This window comes from Ligilactobacillus ruminis DSM 20403 = NBRC 102161 (genome assembly GCF_900113455.1).
GTDB classification, from domain to species: Bacteria; Bacillota; Bacilli; order Lactobacillales; family Lactobacillaceae; genus Ligilactobacillus; species Ligilactobacillus ruminis.
The window spans coordinates 1-15554 of sequence record NZ_FOPI01000042.1 but is presented as its reverse complement, the minus strand read 5'-3'; the positions used below and the strand labels follow the sequence as shown (position 1 = coordinate 15554).

Here is a 15554-nt window from a genome sequence, read left to right as displayed (position 1 = left end):
CTGGCTGTTTTCGTCAACTTTTGAAGGCGCAAGGGCTAATGCCGTTGCGCTGTCGCTGATATATACGGCCAAACTTAATCAGTTGGATCCTGAAAAATACTTGAGAAAAGTATTAACGGAGATTACCAACATTGAGGTATTTGATCCTGAAAGGTTCCGCCAACTTCTCCCATGGAACATCGATCTTACCTCATAAATAAGAAAATAAAAACGATGCATACGCAATAACCTGAGATAATAATACTATCTCGGGCTATTTGTGTACACACCGCTGTTTTAACGACCGCTTACTAATTTCCAATGAATAAAAACTACTTTTTTCAAGCAGCAGTACTGCTCAGCCAATCCAGCCAAGCTCTCAGTCAAATTTACCGCAAAACTATTTTGGGTTATTTCCATTAAGGAAAGCGATCTCCTGTATACGAAAAAAACCGGATTAGATTTGCACTTGATTGCAAATCATCCGGTTTTTCAATTGAGACAAAGTTTTTCCCAGCCTCTTTTATTATTAATTCAAAATTTTGACCGTTACAGTTCGACGACCCCATGCCATCGATTGAGCAACCGTCGCAAAGTGCAAGTCGATGACGTTGCCTTTGATTGCCGTTCCCGTATCTCCGGCAACGGAAACTCCGTAACCAGAAACCCAGATAATGCTTCCGAGAGGAATGACGCTTGGGTCAACTGCAACGCAGCTTGGATGTTGTTTGAGGTTGATTCCTGTTGCGGAATAAGTACCCATTCCATTGGCTTCAGTCGAATAGGCCGTTGCTGACATTGTCAACGTCTTTGAACCTGAAACGTTGTCTGCCGATGTTGCAGCCTTAGAATTGTCAACCGTTTTCGTTGACGTCTGCTGAACCTGCTGCTGTTTTTGCTTTTGTGCTTCTTCTTCAGCCGCTTTCTTTTGTGCTTCTTCCATCGCTTTCGCCTGTTGTTCACGATCGGCCAGCTGTTTCATTTCGCTTTGTCCGTCAGCAATTTTTTTCTTTAAATCTGACATCTGCGAATCAAGCACTGCTTTTTGATCATTGACTTGGCGTTCTTGTGAAACAAGGTTTGATTTGTATCCCTGCAATTGCTCCTTGGCTTGCGAAATATCGACAATGCTTTGCTTAACGGCGGCCAAGCTGTCATTATATACGCTTTGCAAACGTTGCAAAGCAATCATGCTTCTTAACCACTGAGTCAAGCTTGTCGATTTCTCAAGAATCGAAAGACTCGTATTGGTTCCTTGGCGCTTTTGAAGTTCGCAAAGACGTTCTTTGGCATCTCTGACGCGATTCTTTTTTTCTTGCTGCGCCTGTTGCAACTTGGTTTGCGTTTGTGTAATCCGTTGCTCAGTTTCTTTCTTCTTTCCTTCCAAATCTGAAAGTTTTTGATAAACTTGGTTGATTTCATCCATTTTTCCAGACAATTCGTTTGAATTTTGGTCGAGCTGTTTCTTGACCGATTCTTGTTTTGCATGAATGTCAGCGACCGAATCGCATAATCCGACAACCGCTGCTGCACGAAGATTGAACAAAATGGAAATCAAAACCAGCAGTACTGCTTTTTTTATTTTCATCTATATAACAGCCCCTTTACTTTTCTATATAACGGCCCCTTTACTTTAATCAAGTATAACGTGTATTTTGATGAATGATATGACACTTTAATTACAATGAGATTGCTAAATGCAGTAATGTTACACAAGTGTAACAAAAAACTTAAGATGTCACTTTTTATTACTCAATTTGCTGCTAATGACAATATAAAAAATACGCATAGCGTTTAATTTCTATGCGTACGAAAAATTATTTAAAATTTTTGAGCGTTCGTTGAATCTCACGTTCCTGATCACGTCGCTTGATTGTTTCACGCTTATCATACTCATGTTTACCGGTTGCTACGCCGATCAAAACTTTGGCAAAGCCATTTTTAAGATAGACTTTGAGCGGAACAAGCGTCACGCCCTTTGCGCTGGTTTTTTGTCCAAGTTGAACAATCTGCTTTTTATGAAGCAACAGTTTGCGTCTGCGCAAAGGATCGTGATTAAATCGATTGCCTGCGGTATACTCTGAAATATGAACATTTTCAAGCCAAGCCTCGTCATTTTTGATTTGAGCAAACCCGTCCTTTAGAGTCACGCGACCTTCACGAACGGATTTGATTTCGGTGCCCGTCAGCACGATTCCTGCTTCAACGGTTTCCAAAATATTGTAATCATGTCTTGCTTTTTTATTTTGAGCCAACGGACGTTGTTTTTCACTATTTTTTCCAGCCATCCGAACCAGACCTTTCTATTTGCGACGCTTGTTATTGTTTCGGCCACTCTTATAATATGGCTTGTTGCCTTTCTTGTAATCTTTTTTCTTGTCAAATCCAGAGCGTTTTCCGCCACGCTTGCGATCATCTTTGCCATGACGGCGGTTATCGCGATTTCCTTGACGACGTGGCGGCAATTCAGGAAGATCAACGCCTTCAAGCAGATCGGACGTCGGTGCCTTATCCAAATCAAGGAGCTTGAAATTGATTTCTTTTTGTTCAACGTTGACGTCAAGCAGTTTGACGCGCACGGGCTGGCCGATGCGATACGTCTTGTGTTTGTTGCGTCCGACCAATGCCATGTGTTTTTCAACAAAAACATAGTAGTCATCACCGATTTCACTGATATGAATCAATCCTTCGACCGTATTGTCCAATTCGACGAACATACCGAATTTAGTTACTGAACTGACCATTGCGTCAAATTCTTCACCTACGTGATCTGCCATGTATTCGGCTTTCTTCATCGCATCCGTATCACGTTCGGCATCAATTGCACGACGTTCCATTTGTGAACAATGCGTTGCGACTTCCGGCAGCTCATCACGAAAAACTGCTTGGGAATCTTCCGAAAGCCCGTGTTCTGCATAATAATGAGCCATGCGATGCACCATCAAGTCAGGATAACGTCTGATTGGAGACGTAAAATGCGTATAGTCGGTTGCTGCAATTCCGAAATGTCCAAGCGGTTCAGGAGAGTATTTTGCTTGTTGCATTGATCGAAGCAGCATAACCGAGACAACGGCTTCTTCCGGGCGTCCGGCAACTTTTTTCAAAATGTTCTGCAACATCTTTGGAGTGATATCGTGCGTTGATCCCGTAACTTCGACGCCGATTGCAGATAACAACTCAAAGAATCGTTTAATCTTTTCTTCTTTCGGCGTTTCATGAATTCGGTAAAGAAACGGCACGTTCGCCTTGTTGAAATGTGCGGCAACCGTTTCATTTGCCGCAAGCATGAATGATTCAACCATGCGTTCGCTTGTCCCGCGTTCGCGAAGCTCGATATCGATTGCGTGACCTTTTTCGTCAACGATAATTTTTGCTTCATTTTCTTCAAATTCGATGGCACCGCGCCTTTTGCGCATTTTGAGCAAAATTTTATGCAATTCGCCCATCGTTTCAAACATCGGTACAAGATTCTTATATCTTTCCATCGTCTTTTCATCATGTGATTCAAGAATCTTGTTGATGGCAATGTAGGTCATTCGTTCCGTTGTTTTGATAACGCTCGGATAAATTTCATGCGCAATGATTTCGCCTTCAGGAGTAATTTCCATGTCGCATGAAAGCGCTAAGCGATCTACCTTTGGATTAAGCGAACAGATGCCGTTTGACAGTTTTGCCGGAAGCATCGGGATTACTCGATCCGTCAAATATACAGAGGTTCCGCGCGAAAAAGCTTCATCGTCAAGCGGGGTTCCGGGCGTGACATAATGCGAAACATCTGCGATATGAACGCCTAAATGATAGTTTCCGTTCGGCAATTTCCAAGCGGTTACCGCATCATCCAAGTCTTTTGATTCGATTGCATCAATCGTAACGAGTTGTTGATCGCGAATATCGCGACGACCTTTCATTTCTTCTTCCGTAACATGATCAGGAATTCTGGCAACTTGCTCCATGACCTCTTCAGGAAATTCGGAAGGAATCTTGTGTTGATAAACGATTTGCAAAATATCAATGCCAGGATCGTTAACGTTTCCGATAACTTTAACCGCCACGCCCTTTAAAATGCCGGGAACGTGCGGATCAGGATAAGACGTAATATCAGCCAACACGACTTCTCCTTCAACGGGGTGCAGCCCGTTGTCTTCCAACAGGAAACGATATGCGGCCAATTTTTTGTCCTTAAGATGAATCTCACCAAGGATTCCTGTCGGATAAGTTGCATCAGAATCGACAAAAAACGAGCCGACGACCTGCGTCAAATTATGTTCGACAATCGAAACGACTTTTCCGTCTGGTCGCTTGCCTGAAGCTTCATCGCCAGGAGTCAGCATCTCAACTTCAACTTCATCACCATTAAGAGCAGATAAGGTTTGAGTCGGATTGATGAAAAAGTCTGGTTGTTCCGGATCAACCGTGACAAATCCAAAGCCGCGATCATTGGCATGAAAAATACCCGTGAATTTTGGCAATGAATTATCCTGGGCCAATGTAAATGCCCCGTTTTGATTCAAAGTAATCTGCTTGTCATGTTCCATTTGCGCAATTGCTTGAACGACAAATTTGAATGATACGCCATCATTCATTTTAAGTCCTTCAGCTAATTCACGTACCGTAAATTCCTGGCTTGGACACTCTTTAAAACGTGCCAATAATTTTTCGATAATCTTCTCTTTTTCCATTGACTTCCTCGTTTTCGTTCTTTTTCTTTAAATTTTCATTTTTAGATTAAAAAAACTCCCCGATAACCTAATATTACGCAGGGAGCCAACTCTTAGTTAGTGTGAAGAAATGTAAACCAACGCTAATGCTAAAGCGAAGAATACGATTCCTAAAACAGTGGTAACTTTTTGCATGAATGCTTCAAATCCGCGCGGCTTTTGCTTGCTGAAAAGGTCAGCGGCACCACCGGATAATGCTGTCGATGCATTATCTGTCTTAGCAGGCTGCATCATGACAGAAATAATGATCAAAACAGAATCAATCATTAACAGTGTTAAGAGCGTATTGTACAACAGGGTACCCTCCTTACCCGCTTTGGTAAACTACATCTACTCTAATTTAGCATATATTTCATAATTTTTCCAGTTAATTATTATTTTGCTCAAAGGCATTGGCATCAATCGCTCTTCTGATTCTCGAGCGCTCGGAATGGGAAACAAGCACGACCAGCGTGTCCCCGCTTCTGATTACTGTATCCCCGTGAGGCAAAAGTTCTTTTTCGCCTCTTCTGATTGAAATCAACAGCGATTCTTTTGGCCAATTGATGTCTCTGACTTGCTTATCCTGCAAAAACGAACCGACAAAAACAGGAATCTCCAAACGATCTTTAAAATCGCCATGAACCTTGGAATTTTTGGATTTTTTTAAAATATCATCAAGCATTGCCGCATAAATCGGTTCACCCCGCAGCAGATCGACAACCATATATGCAACAAGTGCGACAACTGCTAACGGCATCAAGTGCTTGATTGACCCGACCATTTCGGTTACCAGCAAAATAGCCGTAAAGGGTGCTTTTGAAATGCAGGCAAAATAACCGGCCATGGCATAAATTATGAAGTTGACGACGTACATTCTTGGCATCAGTCCAATATCAGCCATAAACGAGCCGTAAAGTCCGCCTAAAATTGCACCGAGCGACAGAATCGGCAAAAAGATACCGCCCGGGAGTCCCGAACCGAATGACACGGTCGAAAACAGTAACCGTAAAATGAAAAGTCCCAAAAAAATCGTTGTCGCCGTTGGATGACTCCCCAGTGATATAATAAGCGAATTGCCGCCCCCAAGAGTCGAAGGAAACAACAGACCAATCGGAACAAGGATGATCAACGGAATAATCCCATGAAAACATCGCGGAAATTTGAAGATCTTACTATAAACCTTTGGAACTCCCAGAGTGAATTTATCATAAACGAGACCCAACAACCCCAAGAAAATTCCCAAAATAATCAAATGAAAATACTGCCACAAAGGAAGCGTGTGGCTATACGCCATATGAAGCACTGGCGTCATTCCAAAGAAATAAAGCGACACAAGGTTAGCAGTCACAGAGGCCGATAACGCCGTTGTCCAGATCAATGGAGAAAAATTATGATAAATCTCTTCGGTCACAAACAATGACGCCGCAATCGGAGCATTGAACGCAGATGATAAACCCGCTGCCGCACCACCGGCAATCATTACGCGCAATCCCGTTCCCTTAAGTTTGGTTTTTTCGCCAAAACCTTGTCCAACTGCCGCTCCAAGCTGAATTGACGGGCCTTCTCTTCCAAGAAAAAGACCAGATCCGATTGAAAGAACCCCTCCGATCCACTTTCGGAAAAAAATTGATTTCCAACTCAGTTCAAGTTCTCCTTCAAGCTGTCCTTCAACTTGCGGAATGCCAGAACCGCTGATGTTTGGCTCATCCTTAATAAATTTCGCATTAACCAGCCAAGCAACGATAAAAAACAAAAAGAGCAACAGCATCCAAATCGGTTTTTCAAACCCGGCAGAAAATACGATTTTAACAATCTTCAGCATATTCTCAATGCACAATCTGAATAAGCTGATGACAAAACCGGCAATGACTCCGACAACTGCACCGCGCCAAATAAAATGAAACCGCGTCTTATCCAATTGAAGAGTTTCCATAAAAATCCCCCATCTGCTGAAGCAATCAAAATCGCTTCAAAAATATGTACAAACAAAACAAGGAACCTTAAAATAAGGTCCCTTGTTTTGCGGATCATTAATCCTGATTAGTCAATCAACTAATTATTTTTCTTCGATTGCTTGACGTGCTTGTTCGCTCAAGTTGTAGAAGGATTGGATACCCTTGTATTGAGCAACGTTTTCTGTCAATTGATCTTCGATTCTCATCAATTGGTTGTACTTAGCAATACGATCTGTACGGCTCATAGAACCTGTCTTGATTTGGCCAGCGTTTGTAGCAACAACAAGATCAGCAATTGTCGTATCTTCTGTTTCGCCTGAACGGTGTGAAACGATAGCCGTGTAGCCAGCTTCCTTAGCCATTTCGATAGCTTCAACAGTTTCTGTCAAAGTACCGATTTGGTTAAGCTTGATCAAGATTGAGTTTGCGCAACCCATGCGGATACCCTTTGCAAGGTATTGTGTGTTCGTAACGAAGAAGTCGTCACCAACAAGTTGAACCTTCTTGCCAAGTTCAGCCGTAATCGTCTTCCAGTCATCCCAGTTGTTTTCGTCGATAGGATCTTCGATTGAGATGATTGGGTACTTAGCAACCAAGCCTTCAAGATACTTGATGAATTCTTCCGTTGTGAATTCTTCCTTTGTTGACCAGCGAAGAACATACTTGCCCTTTTCTGCATCCCAAAGTTCTGAAGAAGCAACGTCGATAGCGATGGAAACATCCTTGCCTGGCTTGTAGCCAGCAGCTTCGATAGCCTTGATCAAGTATTGAAGAGGTTCTTCGTTGTTAGCAAAGTCAGGTGCAAAACCACCTTCGTCACCAACAGAAGTTTCCTTGCCGTCAGCAGCAAGCAAGTTCTTCAAGTTATGGAACGTTTCAGAACCCATGCGGATAGCTTCCTTAACTGACTTAGCACCAACAGGCATGATCATGAATTCTTGGAAGTCAACCTTGTTGTCAGAGTGTGCACCACCGTTGATAACGTTCATCATTGGTGTTGGCAATACGTGAGCATTGAAACCGCCCAAGTAGTTGTACAAAGGTACTTGCAATTCGTCAGCAGCAGCACGTGCGCAAGCGATAGAAACAGCCAAGATAGCGTTGGCACCAAGCTTGCCCTTGTTAGGCGTGCCGTCCAATGCGATCATAGCCTTATCGATAGCAACTTGGTCCGTTACTTCGTAGCCAACGATTTCCTTTGCGATAACGTTGTTTACGTTAGCAACGGCCTTTGTAACGCCCTTGCCCATGAAGCGAGACTTGTCGCCGTCACGCAATTCAACAGCTTCGTGTTCGCCTGTGGAAGCACCAGAAGGAACGATTCCACGACCAAATGCACCAGCTTCCGTATAAACTTCAGCTTCAACTGTTGGGTTGCCACGTGAGTCTAAAACTTCGCGAGCATAAATTTCTGTAATTGCAGACATGAGTTATTACTCTCCTTTAAGTTAATTGACTTGAGACAAACTGTCTTCAGTGTTATTTTATATGTTTTTAGCCACAGTTGCAAACAATTTTACGCTGTGACGTCAAATTATTAGTCCTTGAAATGAACCAATTGCAAATATGATTCAGGAACGAGCGAAGCACCACCGACAAGACCACCATCGATGTCTTCTTTAGCCATCAATTCCTTAACGTTAGCAGGCTTTACGGAACCGCCGTATTGAATGCGAACCTTGTCCGCAACCGTTTGATCATAAAGATCTGCAACCGTCTTGCGAATTACTGCGCAAATTTCTTCAGCTTGATCAGCCGTAGCCGTCTTGCCTGTACCGATTGCCCAAATTGGTTCATAAGCAATAACCAAGCTGGCAACTTGGTCAGCCGTCAATCCTTCCAAGGCAGCCTTGATTTGGCCTTCTACCCATTCTTCTGCTTTGCCGGCTTCACGTGTTTCCAACGTTTCGCCACAGCAGATGATAGGCGTCATGCCGTTGGCAAAGATTGCCTTTGCCTTCTTGTTGATGTCTTCATCTGTTTCGTGGAAATAATCACGACGTTCGGAGTGGCCGATGATTACGTAATCAACGCCCATTTCCTTCAAAACTTTAGGAGAAGTTTCGCCAGTGAAGGCACCCTTGTCTTCAAAATAGCAGTTTTCAGCGGCTACTTTTAATTCAGATCCTTTGGCATTTTCAAGCAATGCGGGAAGGTCAACTGCAGGAGCAGCAATAACGGATTCAACTTCAGAAGATGCTGGCAACTGATCCTTGACAGCCTTTACGAATTCAGCTGTTTCTTCAGGATTCATGTTCATTTTCCAGTTACCTGCAAGAATTGGTGTACGCACTTATAATCATCCTTTCAGGAAATTATTGCCGAAGCGCATTCGGCAAAAGATTCAAAATTATTTTTCAGAAAGTACTGCAATGGCAGGCAATGTCTTACCTTCAAGGTATTCAAGAGAAGAACCGCCACCAGTAGAAACGTGTGAAAGCTTGTCAGCGATGCCGAGTTGCTTTGCAGCAGCAACTGAGTCGCCGCCGCCAACGATTGTCGTCGCATCTGAAAGCGTAGCTAAGAATTCGCCCAATGCAAGCGTACCCTTTGCAAAGTTAGGCATTTCGAAGACGCCCATAGGTCCGTTCCAAACAACGGTCTTGGCATTCTTCAACGTTTCCTTGAACAATTCAACGGACTTTTCGCCGACATCAAGTGCCATGTAGCCATCAGGGATGGCGCCTTCAACCGTCTTGTATTCAGCATCGTTTGCAAATTTGTCCGCAACAACGTTATCTACTGGCAAAACAAGCTTGTCGCCTGCTTTTTCAATAAGTTCCTTAGCCAATTCGACCTTATCGTCTTCAACCAAAGAACTGCCGACAGCAATGCCCTTTGCCTTGTAGAACGTATATGTCATGCCACCACCGACGATGACTTTGTCAGCCTTTTCAAGAAGGTGATTGATAACACCAATCTTTGAAGATACCTTTGAACCGCCCAAGATAGCAACGAATGGACGTACAGGGTTGTCAACTGCATCGCCTAAGAACTTGATTTCCTTTTCCAAAAGATATCCTGCAACGGCATCTTTGCCATTGGCCTTCATTGCTTCGGAAATACCAACGTTGGAAGCATGTGAACGGTGTGCCGTACCGAAAGCATCGTTCACGAACACGTCGCCAAGAGATGCCCAGTATTGACCCAATTCAGGATCGTTGCCGGATTCCTTCTTGCCGTCAAGATCTTCAAAACGCGTATTTTCAACAAGGATAACGTCACCGTTGTTCATGTTGGCAATTGCGTCTTCCAATTGTGCACCGCGCGTAACAGGCACGAACGTTACAGGCTTGTTCAAAAGATCTGCCAAATGTTCTGCAACCGGCTTCAAGGACAAGTTAGCCTTGTCTTCTTCAGTCTTCACGCGACCAAGGTGTGAGAACAGGACAGCCTTTCCGCCCTTTTCCGTAATATACTTGATCGTTGGCAAAGCAGCAACCATACGGTTGTCGTCACCGATAACGCCGTCTTTGATAGGAACATTAAAGTCAACACGGATTAAGACTTTTTTGCCTTCAAGGTCTTTTAAGTCTTCAACTGTAAGTTTAGCCATGAAAGAAAACCTCCAAAAAATTTTAATAGATAAACCTATATATAATAAAAGGCGAGAGGAGTTGCCTCCCCCCGCCTCAAACAACCTGCAAAAGCAAGTTAATGATTTTAGCCTAAGCTAGCTTATTAAAGCATGCTTGCAAATTTTTCCAATGTACGGATCATTTGAGCTGTAAAGCCAGATTCGTTATCGTACCATGCAACAACCTTAACAACTTGGCCGTCGCCTTTGCCAACAACTTGTGTTTGTGTTGGGTCAAATACAGAACCAAATGTTGTGCCGATGATGTCTGAAGATACGATGCCGTCAGCATTGTAACCGAAGGAAGCGTTGTTTTCCGTAACCTTCTTTACGGCTGCGTTAACTTCGTCAGCTGTTACTTCTTTGCCAAGCGTAGCAACCAATTCTGTCAATGAACCTGTGATAACAGGAACACGTTGTGCATGGCCGTCAAGTTTGCCGTTCAATTCAGGAACAACCTTGCCGATAGCCTTTGCAGCACCTGTTGAGTGAGGAATCGTGTTTTGAGCAGCAGCACGAGCGTTGCGTACGTTACCCTTGCGATCTGGACCATCTTGAAGCTTTTGTGTAGCTGTGTAAGCATGGATTGTTGTCATTGTACCAGCCTTGATGCCGAATGCATCGTTAACAGCCTTTGCAAGAGGTGCCAAGCAGTTTGTTGTACATGAAGCAGCAGAAACGATCTTGTCTTCTGGAGCCAATGTATCATCGTTAACACCGTAAACGATTGTCTTCATGTCACCAGCTGGAGCTGAAACAAGAACCTTCTTAGCACCAGCATTGATGTGTGCTTGTGCCTTTTCTGGGGATGTGTAGAAACCTGTTGATTCAAGAACCAAGTCTACGCCATCGTTCTTAACCCAAGGAATGTTGTTTGCGTCTGCTTCTGCGTATACAGGGATTTCCTTGCCGTTAACAACAAGTGCATGTTCTGTAGCGGAAACTTCGCCAGCAAAGTTACCATGAGCTGTATCGTACTTCAACAAGTGTGCCAACATTGCTGGAGATGTCAAGTCGTTGATAGCAACAACTTCCAAGTCCTTAGATGTTTCAGCAATACGACGGAATGCCAAACGACCGATACGGCCAAAACCATTAATACCTACTTTAGTAGTCATAACTAAAATTTCCTCCTTTAGGAAATAAAAATTTATTTTAAAAAGCAACAAATCCCTGTAGTGAAATTCACTGCCCTTTTAAAATCGTCTTTGCGGCACCTTCGTCAGTTACCAGATACGTCTGACTCGGTGCATGGTGCATATATGCCGCAATCGCCTTGGCTTTCGAAACACCGCCGGCAACGGCAATTATGCAGTTCATCGAAGCGAGATCCTTAAGTTGAAGCCCAACACGCGGTATTTTATAAACCACTTTGCCGTCTTCATCGAAGAAGTATCCAAAAGCTTCTCCGACAGCCTTGCGACTCTTCAGCAACTCAATCTGTTTATCGCCCATCGAGCGCCGGTTGGCCATATGCAAAGCCTCACCGATGCTGTGCAAAACTGCATTGCTATGCTCGATCAGTTCAACGACATCCTGAACAGCCGGCTCTTTCAAGAGAGTCTTGAAAGTTGTCTCGCTTACCTGCTCTGGCACATAAAGCGACCGGTGACTGCCACCAGTGCAAAGCGCCATCTGAGCACAAACGTTATTTGCTTGAATATCGACTCTTTCGCCGACACCGCCTCTGGCAGGGACAAACAACAATTCACGCCCTTCTGCGACTTCGGACGTCAGGCACGTTGCAACGCATGCCATCGTCGTCCCGCCCATCACGGCGATAATGTTCTTCCCGAGCGGAAGCAAAGTCTTCAAAGTATCCGTGACTATCTTCCCCATGGCATCGACAACCTTTCCGTTGTCATCGCAGTTGCCGGGAACGACCAGGCAATGCGCAATGCCAAGTTTCTTGCTGAGTTCTTTTTCCAATTGCTGAATTCCTAAAAGCGAATCCATAAAAGCCGACAATCCCAAAATTGTCTTATGACCCTTGTCCGTGAGAATCATTCCCGATTTTGTCGAAGAAATCAATTCGTACTTGCGCAGAAGATCCGTTTCCGTCCGCAAGACTCTTTCACTCATGCCCAAGGTCTGTGCCAATGATCTGCGTCCAACCGGCTCTTGCCACGCAACATTCTTCAATATCGTGTAACGCCTGCTCATGACCTCAATCATATCTGGAACGATTGCTTCGATCCATTCTATCTCTTGGTGCATTTTAAGTCTCTCTTTCCTGCGGGACGTATAACGTCCAATGGTGTCAATTAGTGACCCAGTAAGCTAAAGAAAAAAAGTACAACAACAATTGTATCACCCTGAATTGTTCTCATACCTCAATCACACCTTGAATTATATCAGTTACCCTTATGATTTGCAAGCCTCAAACATACTCAAATCAAATAAAAAAGCGGAAAAACACTTATCCAAACAAGCATTCCGCCACTTTTTACGAACATTTACAATTATCTCATCCGTTTAAAACGGATATCTTCGAACTTCTTGCATGATAACATTTGAAATCAGGCCCATATTTGGAACAATCGAAATATTAAAAAAAAACTCAATGTCGCTTACGAAAACTTGATGCAGGAATGCCGAGCCGCTCTCTGTATTTTGCAAGCGTCCGGCGGGACACTTTCAGCCCCTCTTCTTTCATCTTATCCACGATTTTTTGATCGGACAAAGGATTTTTCTTGTCTTCTTTTTCAACAATCAAGCGAATCTTTTGCTGAATCTCATCCGCACTTACGTTTTCGCCATTTTCTCCCGCATAGGAAACAGCGTGGGAGAAAAATGCCTTCAGTTCCATGACTTTTCCTTCATACAATAGATACTTTCCGCTGACGGCTCGGCTGATTGTCGATTCGTGAAGCTGCAGCTTTTGAGCCGCGTCACGCAGCAAAAAAGGCTTTAGAGGCCGATCGCTTTCGGTAAAAAAGTCATGCTGACGTTCAACGATTAAGCGTCCCAATCGAAGCAGCGTGTTTCCGCGCATCAAGACGTCTTCCTGAATCTTTTCAAATTCGTGCCGCTTTTCTTTCAGGTAATCCAAAACATGCTTGTCAGAACTGTTTTTCAAGCTTTCATAGTACTCTTTTTTAAAGCGAATCTCCGGATTGCTTTCCTTGGTCAATTTGACTTCAAGGCTTCCGTCAGGCTTTTTTTCGACAACCAGGTCGGGCTCGATATAGCCAACTTCGCTTTGATCATAAATCGCACCCGGTGCAGGCGACAAAGTTTGAACGTAATCAAGAATTTTTTGCACGTCCCCAATTGAAATGCAGTGCTTTTTAGCTATTTTTGACCACTTGCGATTCGTAAAATCTTCAAAATCTTCTTTAAGTATTTTCTCTGCATTTAACGGTGCCGAACTGTCATATTGAACTTGCAAAATCAGACATTCCTGCAGATTTCTGGCCCCCGTTCCAGGAGGATCAAGCTGTTGCAAAAGCGTCAGCGCATCAAGCATCAGGACTTTGTCGATGCCTTTTTCTTTTGAAAGTTTTTCCAGATCAGCTTTTAAATAGCCGTTTTGATCAAGCTGTGAAATGAAATAAACAACCATGTCTCTGATCGGCGTTTTTCTCATTGTCAGCTTGACCTGATCCATCAGGTAATCGTACAACGACTGTGCTTTTTTCTCCACTGCAAATTCTGCAATGTCATGTTCGTTTTGATGATCAAGCCCGCCCGTCACGTATGAATGCGAGGTATTGACAATCATGAACGGATTTTCAAGTGCGACGTTTGAAAGAAAATTATGCAGATCTTCGGAACCGTACTTTAAAATTCGAATCGACTGCTGCATCTGCTGTGTCATTGCCAATTTTTGAATCTGTTTTTGCTGCTGACCAAATCCTTGTTTCAAAGCCAAAAACTCACCTTCTTTCAAAATATTCTTGTAATTCACATGATATTAGACTAAAATAATATAAGTACGCACCGCTAGTGTAATGGATCGCACGCAAGATTCCGGTTCTTGTAATCTGGGTTCGACTCCCAGGTGGTGCATAACTATTATATTATTAGAACGCTTTCACAATGAATTGTCAAATCTTTTTTAATGCAAGGTGCGCCAGAAACGTTTTTCTGAGCACCTTTTTGTTCGTTTCACGCCTAAAGTGTCAGCACAGTCTGCAACCGATTGAAAACTTTTCGGCTTTTTAGGTGCATATTATTTGACCATTTTTGACCTATGAGTTAAACTAGCAATACAAACAGTTGAGTGATAGACTATTACATAGTTAGTTTAACAATCAGGAGGCTTTCAATATGAACTTAGTTCCTACAGTCATCGAGCAATCAGCCCAAGGCGAACGTGCTTACGACATTTATTCTCGTCTTTTGAAAGATCGCATCATCATGGTTTCAGGCGAAGTCACTGATGATATGGCAAATGCGGTTATCGCACAGCTTCTCTTCCTGGATGCTCAGGATTCAGAAAAAGACATCTATATGTACATCAACTCGCCAGGCGGTTCAGTTTCTGCCGGCCTTGCAATTTATGACACGATGAATTTCGTCAATGCCGACGTCCAAACGATCGTCATGGGCATGGCTGCCTCAATGGCTTCCGTCTTGTCAACGGCCGGTGCAAAGGGCAAACGCTTTGCGCTTCCGAACTCTGAAATCATGATTCACCAACCGCTTGGCGGAGCACAGGGGCAGTCGACGGAAATCCAGATTGCAGCCGAACACATCTTGAAGACGCGCAAACTGATCAACCAAATCTTGGCAGATCACTCAGGTCAAGACATTGAAACGATCAACAAAGACACTGAACGCGATAACTTTATGACGGCACAACAAGCAGTTGATTACGGCTTGATTGACGGCATTATGAAAAACAAGAAGAAACTCAAATAGTCATAGAATGTTAAAAGCCGTGTTCCTTTACTGGAGCACGGCTTTTTTGCACTATTGTCAACATCTCAAAAAGTTGTCAAAACGGCATCTTGAAGCAAAAGATTTTGATCTGCAAATTTTTGAAAATCATTGTCATGAGAAACGACGGTAAGCGGTCGTTAAATAAGCGTTCTTCATAAACCTCCGATGTCTTGGTATGCTTTAAACATCAAGTATATCGGAGGTTTAAATATGAAATTGGATGACGTCGTGGAAGTCAACCTTGTTGACCTAAGCCCTAAAGAAACATATCGACCGGTCAGGGAAATGGCTGCGAAAATTATTACGGAAGATGTTGAAATCCGAATCTACAACGGAGCTTCGAGAGAGATTCTCAAAAATTTGAACAACTATCTTTGGTATCGTGATCAAAATGTTTCCAAATATAAATAATATGAAAATCTATCTCATTTGCGGTAAGACCGATCTTCGCAAAGG

General features: G+C 43.3%; 14 protein-coding genes and 1 tRNA gene. 4 read left to right on the top strand and 11 right to left on the bottom strand.

From position 1 onward, the window contains the following. A partial coding sequence (locus BMZ95_RS09785) for a transposase domain-containing protein (RefSeq protein WP_191981832.1) occupies positions 1-196 on the top strand: 196 nt, incomplete at its 5' end. A gap of 312 nt (positions 197-508) precedes the next feature. Here BMZ95_RS09785 and BMZ95_RS09775 read toward each other — a convergent pair. From BMZ95_RS09775 to rpoN, 11 genes are all read right to left on the bottom strand, one after another. Beyond that, the gene (locus BMZ95_RS09775) at positions 509-1567 is read right to left on the bottom strand and encodes a 3D domain-containing protein (protein WP_046921987.1); all 1059 of its coding nucleotides are present in this window, start codon (positions 1565-1567) and stop codon (positions 509-511) included. A gap of 229 nt (positions 1568-1796) precedes the next feature. Beyond that, positions 1797-2267, bottom strand: a complete 471-nt coding sequence (gene smpB, locus BMZ95_RS09770) for an SsrA-binding protein SmpB (protein WP_003692601.1) — start codon at positions 2265-2267, stop codon at positions 1797-1799. Between the two features lie 15 nt (positions 2268-2282). Further along, entirely contained in the window at positions 2283-4658 is a 2376-nt protein-coding gene (gene rnr / locus BMZ95_RS09765; RefSeq protein ID WP_056990473.1) for a ribonuclease R, read from the bottom strand. Between the two features lie 96 nt (positions 4659-4754). Then, entirely contained in the window at positions 4755-4991 is a 237-nt protein-coding gene (secG, locus tag BMZ95_RS09760) for a preprotein translocase subunit SecG (RefSeq protein ID WP_003692598.1), read from the bottom strand. A gap of 73 nt (positions 4992-5064) precedes the next feature. Continuing rightward, positions 5065-6612, bottom strand: a complete 1548-nt coding sequence (locus tag BMZ95_RS09755) for a ClC family H(+)/Cl(-) exchange transporter (protein WP_014073172.1) — start codon at positions 6610-6612, stop codon at positions 5065-5067. Positions 6613-6735: 123 nt separating this feature from the next. After that, a complete protein-coding gene (eno, locus tag BMZ95_RS09750; protein WP_003692594.1) occupies positions 6736-8061 on the bottom strand; it encodes a phosphopyruvate hydratase in 1326 nt (441 codons plus the stop codon). Between the two features lie 110 nt (positions 8062-8171). Next, positions 8172-8927 (bottom strand): triose-phosphate isomerase, encoded by a 756-nt coding sequence (gene tpiA / locus BMZ95_RS09745; protein WP_014073171.1) that lies wholly within the window; start codon positions 8925-8927, stop codon positions 8172-8174. A 57-nt stretch (positions 8928-8984) separates the two neighbouring features. Beyond that, entirely contained in the window at positions 8985-10190 is a 1206-nt protein-coding gene (locus BMZ95_RS09740; protein WP_046921985.1) for a phosphoglycerate kinase, read from the bottom strand. Between the two features lie 125 nt (positions 10191-10315). Beyond that, positions 10316-11329 (bottom strand): type I glyceraldehyde-3-phosphate dehydrogenase, encoded by a 1014-nt coding sequence (gap, locus tag BMZ95_RS09735; protein ID WP_014073169.1) that lies wholly within the window; start codon positions 11327-11329, stop codon positions 10316-10318. A 67-nt stretch (positions 11330-11396) separates the two neighbouring features. Then, entirely contained in the window at positions 11397-12428 is a 1032-nt protein-coding gene (locus tag BMZ95_RS09730) for a sugar-binding transcriptional regulator (RefSeq protein WP_046921984.1), read from the bottom strand. Between the two features lie 343 nt (positions 12429-12771). Further along, positions 12772-14085, bottom strand: coding sequence for an RNA polymerase factor sigma-54 (rpoN, locus tag BMZ95_RS09725; RefSeq protein WP_046921983.1), 1314 nt, complete (start codon positions 14083-14085; stop codon positions 12772-12774). Positions 14086-14150: 65 nt separating this feature from the next. Between rpoN and BMZ95_RS09720 the strand changes: the two genes are divergently transcribed. From BMZ95_RS09720 to BMZ95_RS09710, 3 genes are all read left to right on the top strand, one after another. Then, positions 14151-14222, top strand: a tRNA-Arg gene (locus BMZ95_RS09720). 261 nt (positions 14223-14483) lie between these two features. Continuing rightward, positions 14484-15077 carry an ATP-dependent Clp endopeptidase proteolytic subunit ClpP gene (clpP, locus tag BMZ95_RS09715; protein ID WP_003692580.1) on the top strand — a complete coding sequence of 198 codons (594 nt, stop codon included), beginning with the start codon at positions 14484-14486 and terminating at the stop codon, positions 15075-15077. Positions 15078-15308: 231 nt separating this feature from the next. Further along, complete coding sequence (locus BMZ95_RS09710; RefSeq protein WP_014073217.1) at positions 15309-15509, top strand: hypothetical protein; 201 nt, start codon at positions 15309-15311, stop codon at positions 15507-15509. Positions 15510-15554: the final 45 nt, after the last annotated feature.

Coding starts and splice junctions, on each gene's coding strand:
- BMZ95_RS09730 (WP_046921984.1), bottom strand. CDS start 12,428: ATGCACCAAGAGATAGAATGGATCGAAGCAATCGTTCCAGATATGATT.
- gap (WP_014073169.1), bottom strand. CDS start 11,329: ATGACTACTAAAGTAGGTATTAATGGTTTTGGCCGTATCGGTCGTTTG.
- smpB (WP_003692601.1), bottom strand. CDS start 2,267: ATGGCTGGAAAAAATAGTGAAAAACAACGTCCGTTGGCTCAAAATAAA.
- rnr (WP_056990473.1), bottom strand. CDS start 4,658: ATGGAAAAAGAGAAGATTATCGAAAAATTATTGGCACGTTTTAAAGAG.
- BMZ95_RS09755 (WP_014073172.1), bottom strand. CDS start 6,612: ATGGAAACTCTTCAATTGGATAAGACGCGGTTTCATTTTATTTGGCGC.
- BMZ95_RS09775 (WP_046921987.1), bottom strand. CDS start 1,567: ATGAAAATAAAAAAAGCAGTACTGCTGGTTTTGATTTCCATTTTGTTC.
- BMZ95_RS09740 (WP_046921985.1), bottom strand. CDS start 10,190: ATGGCTAAACTTACAGTTGAAGACTTAAAAGACCTTGAAGGCAAAAAA.
- BMZ95_RS09710 (WP_014073217.1), top strand. CDS start 15,309: ATGAAATTGGATGACGTCGTGGAAGTCAACCTTGTTGACCTAAGCCCT.
- clpP (WP_003692580.1), top strand. CDS start 14,484: ATGAACTTAGTTCCTACAGTCATCGAGCAATCAGCCCAAGGCGAACGT.
- eno (WP_003692594.1), bottom strand. CDS start 8,061: ATGTCTGCAATTACAGAAATTTATGCTCGCGAAGTTTTAGACTCACGT.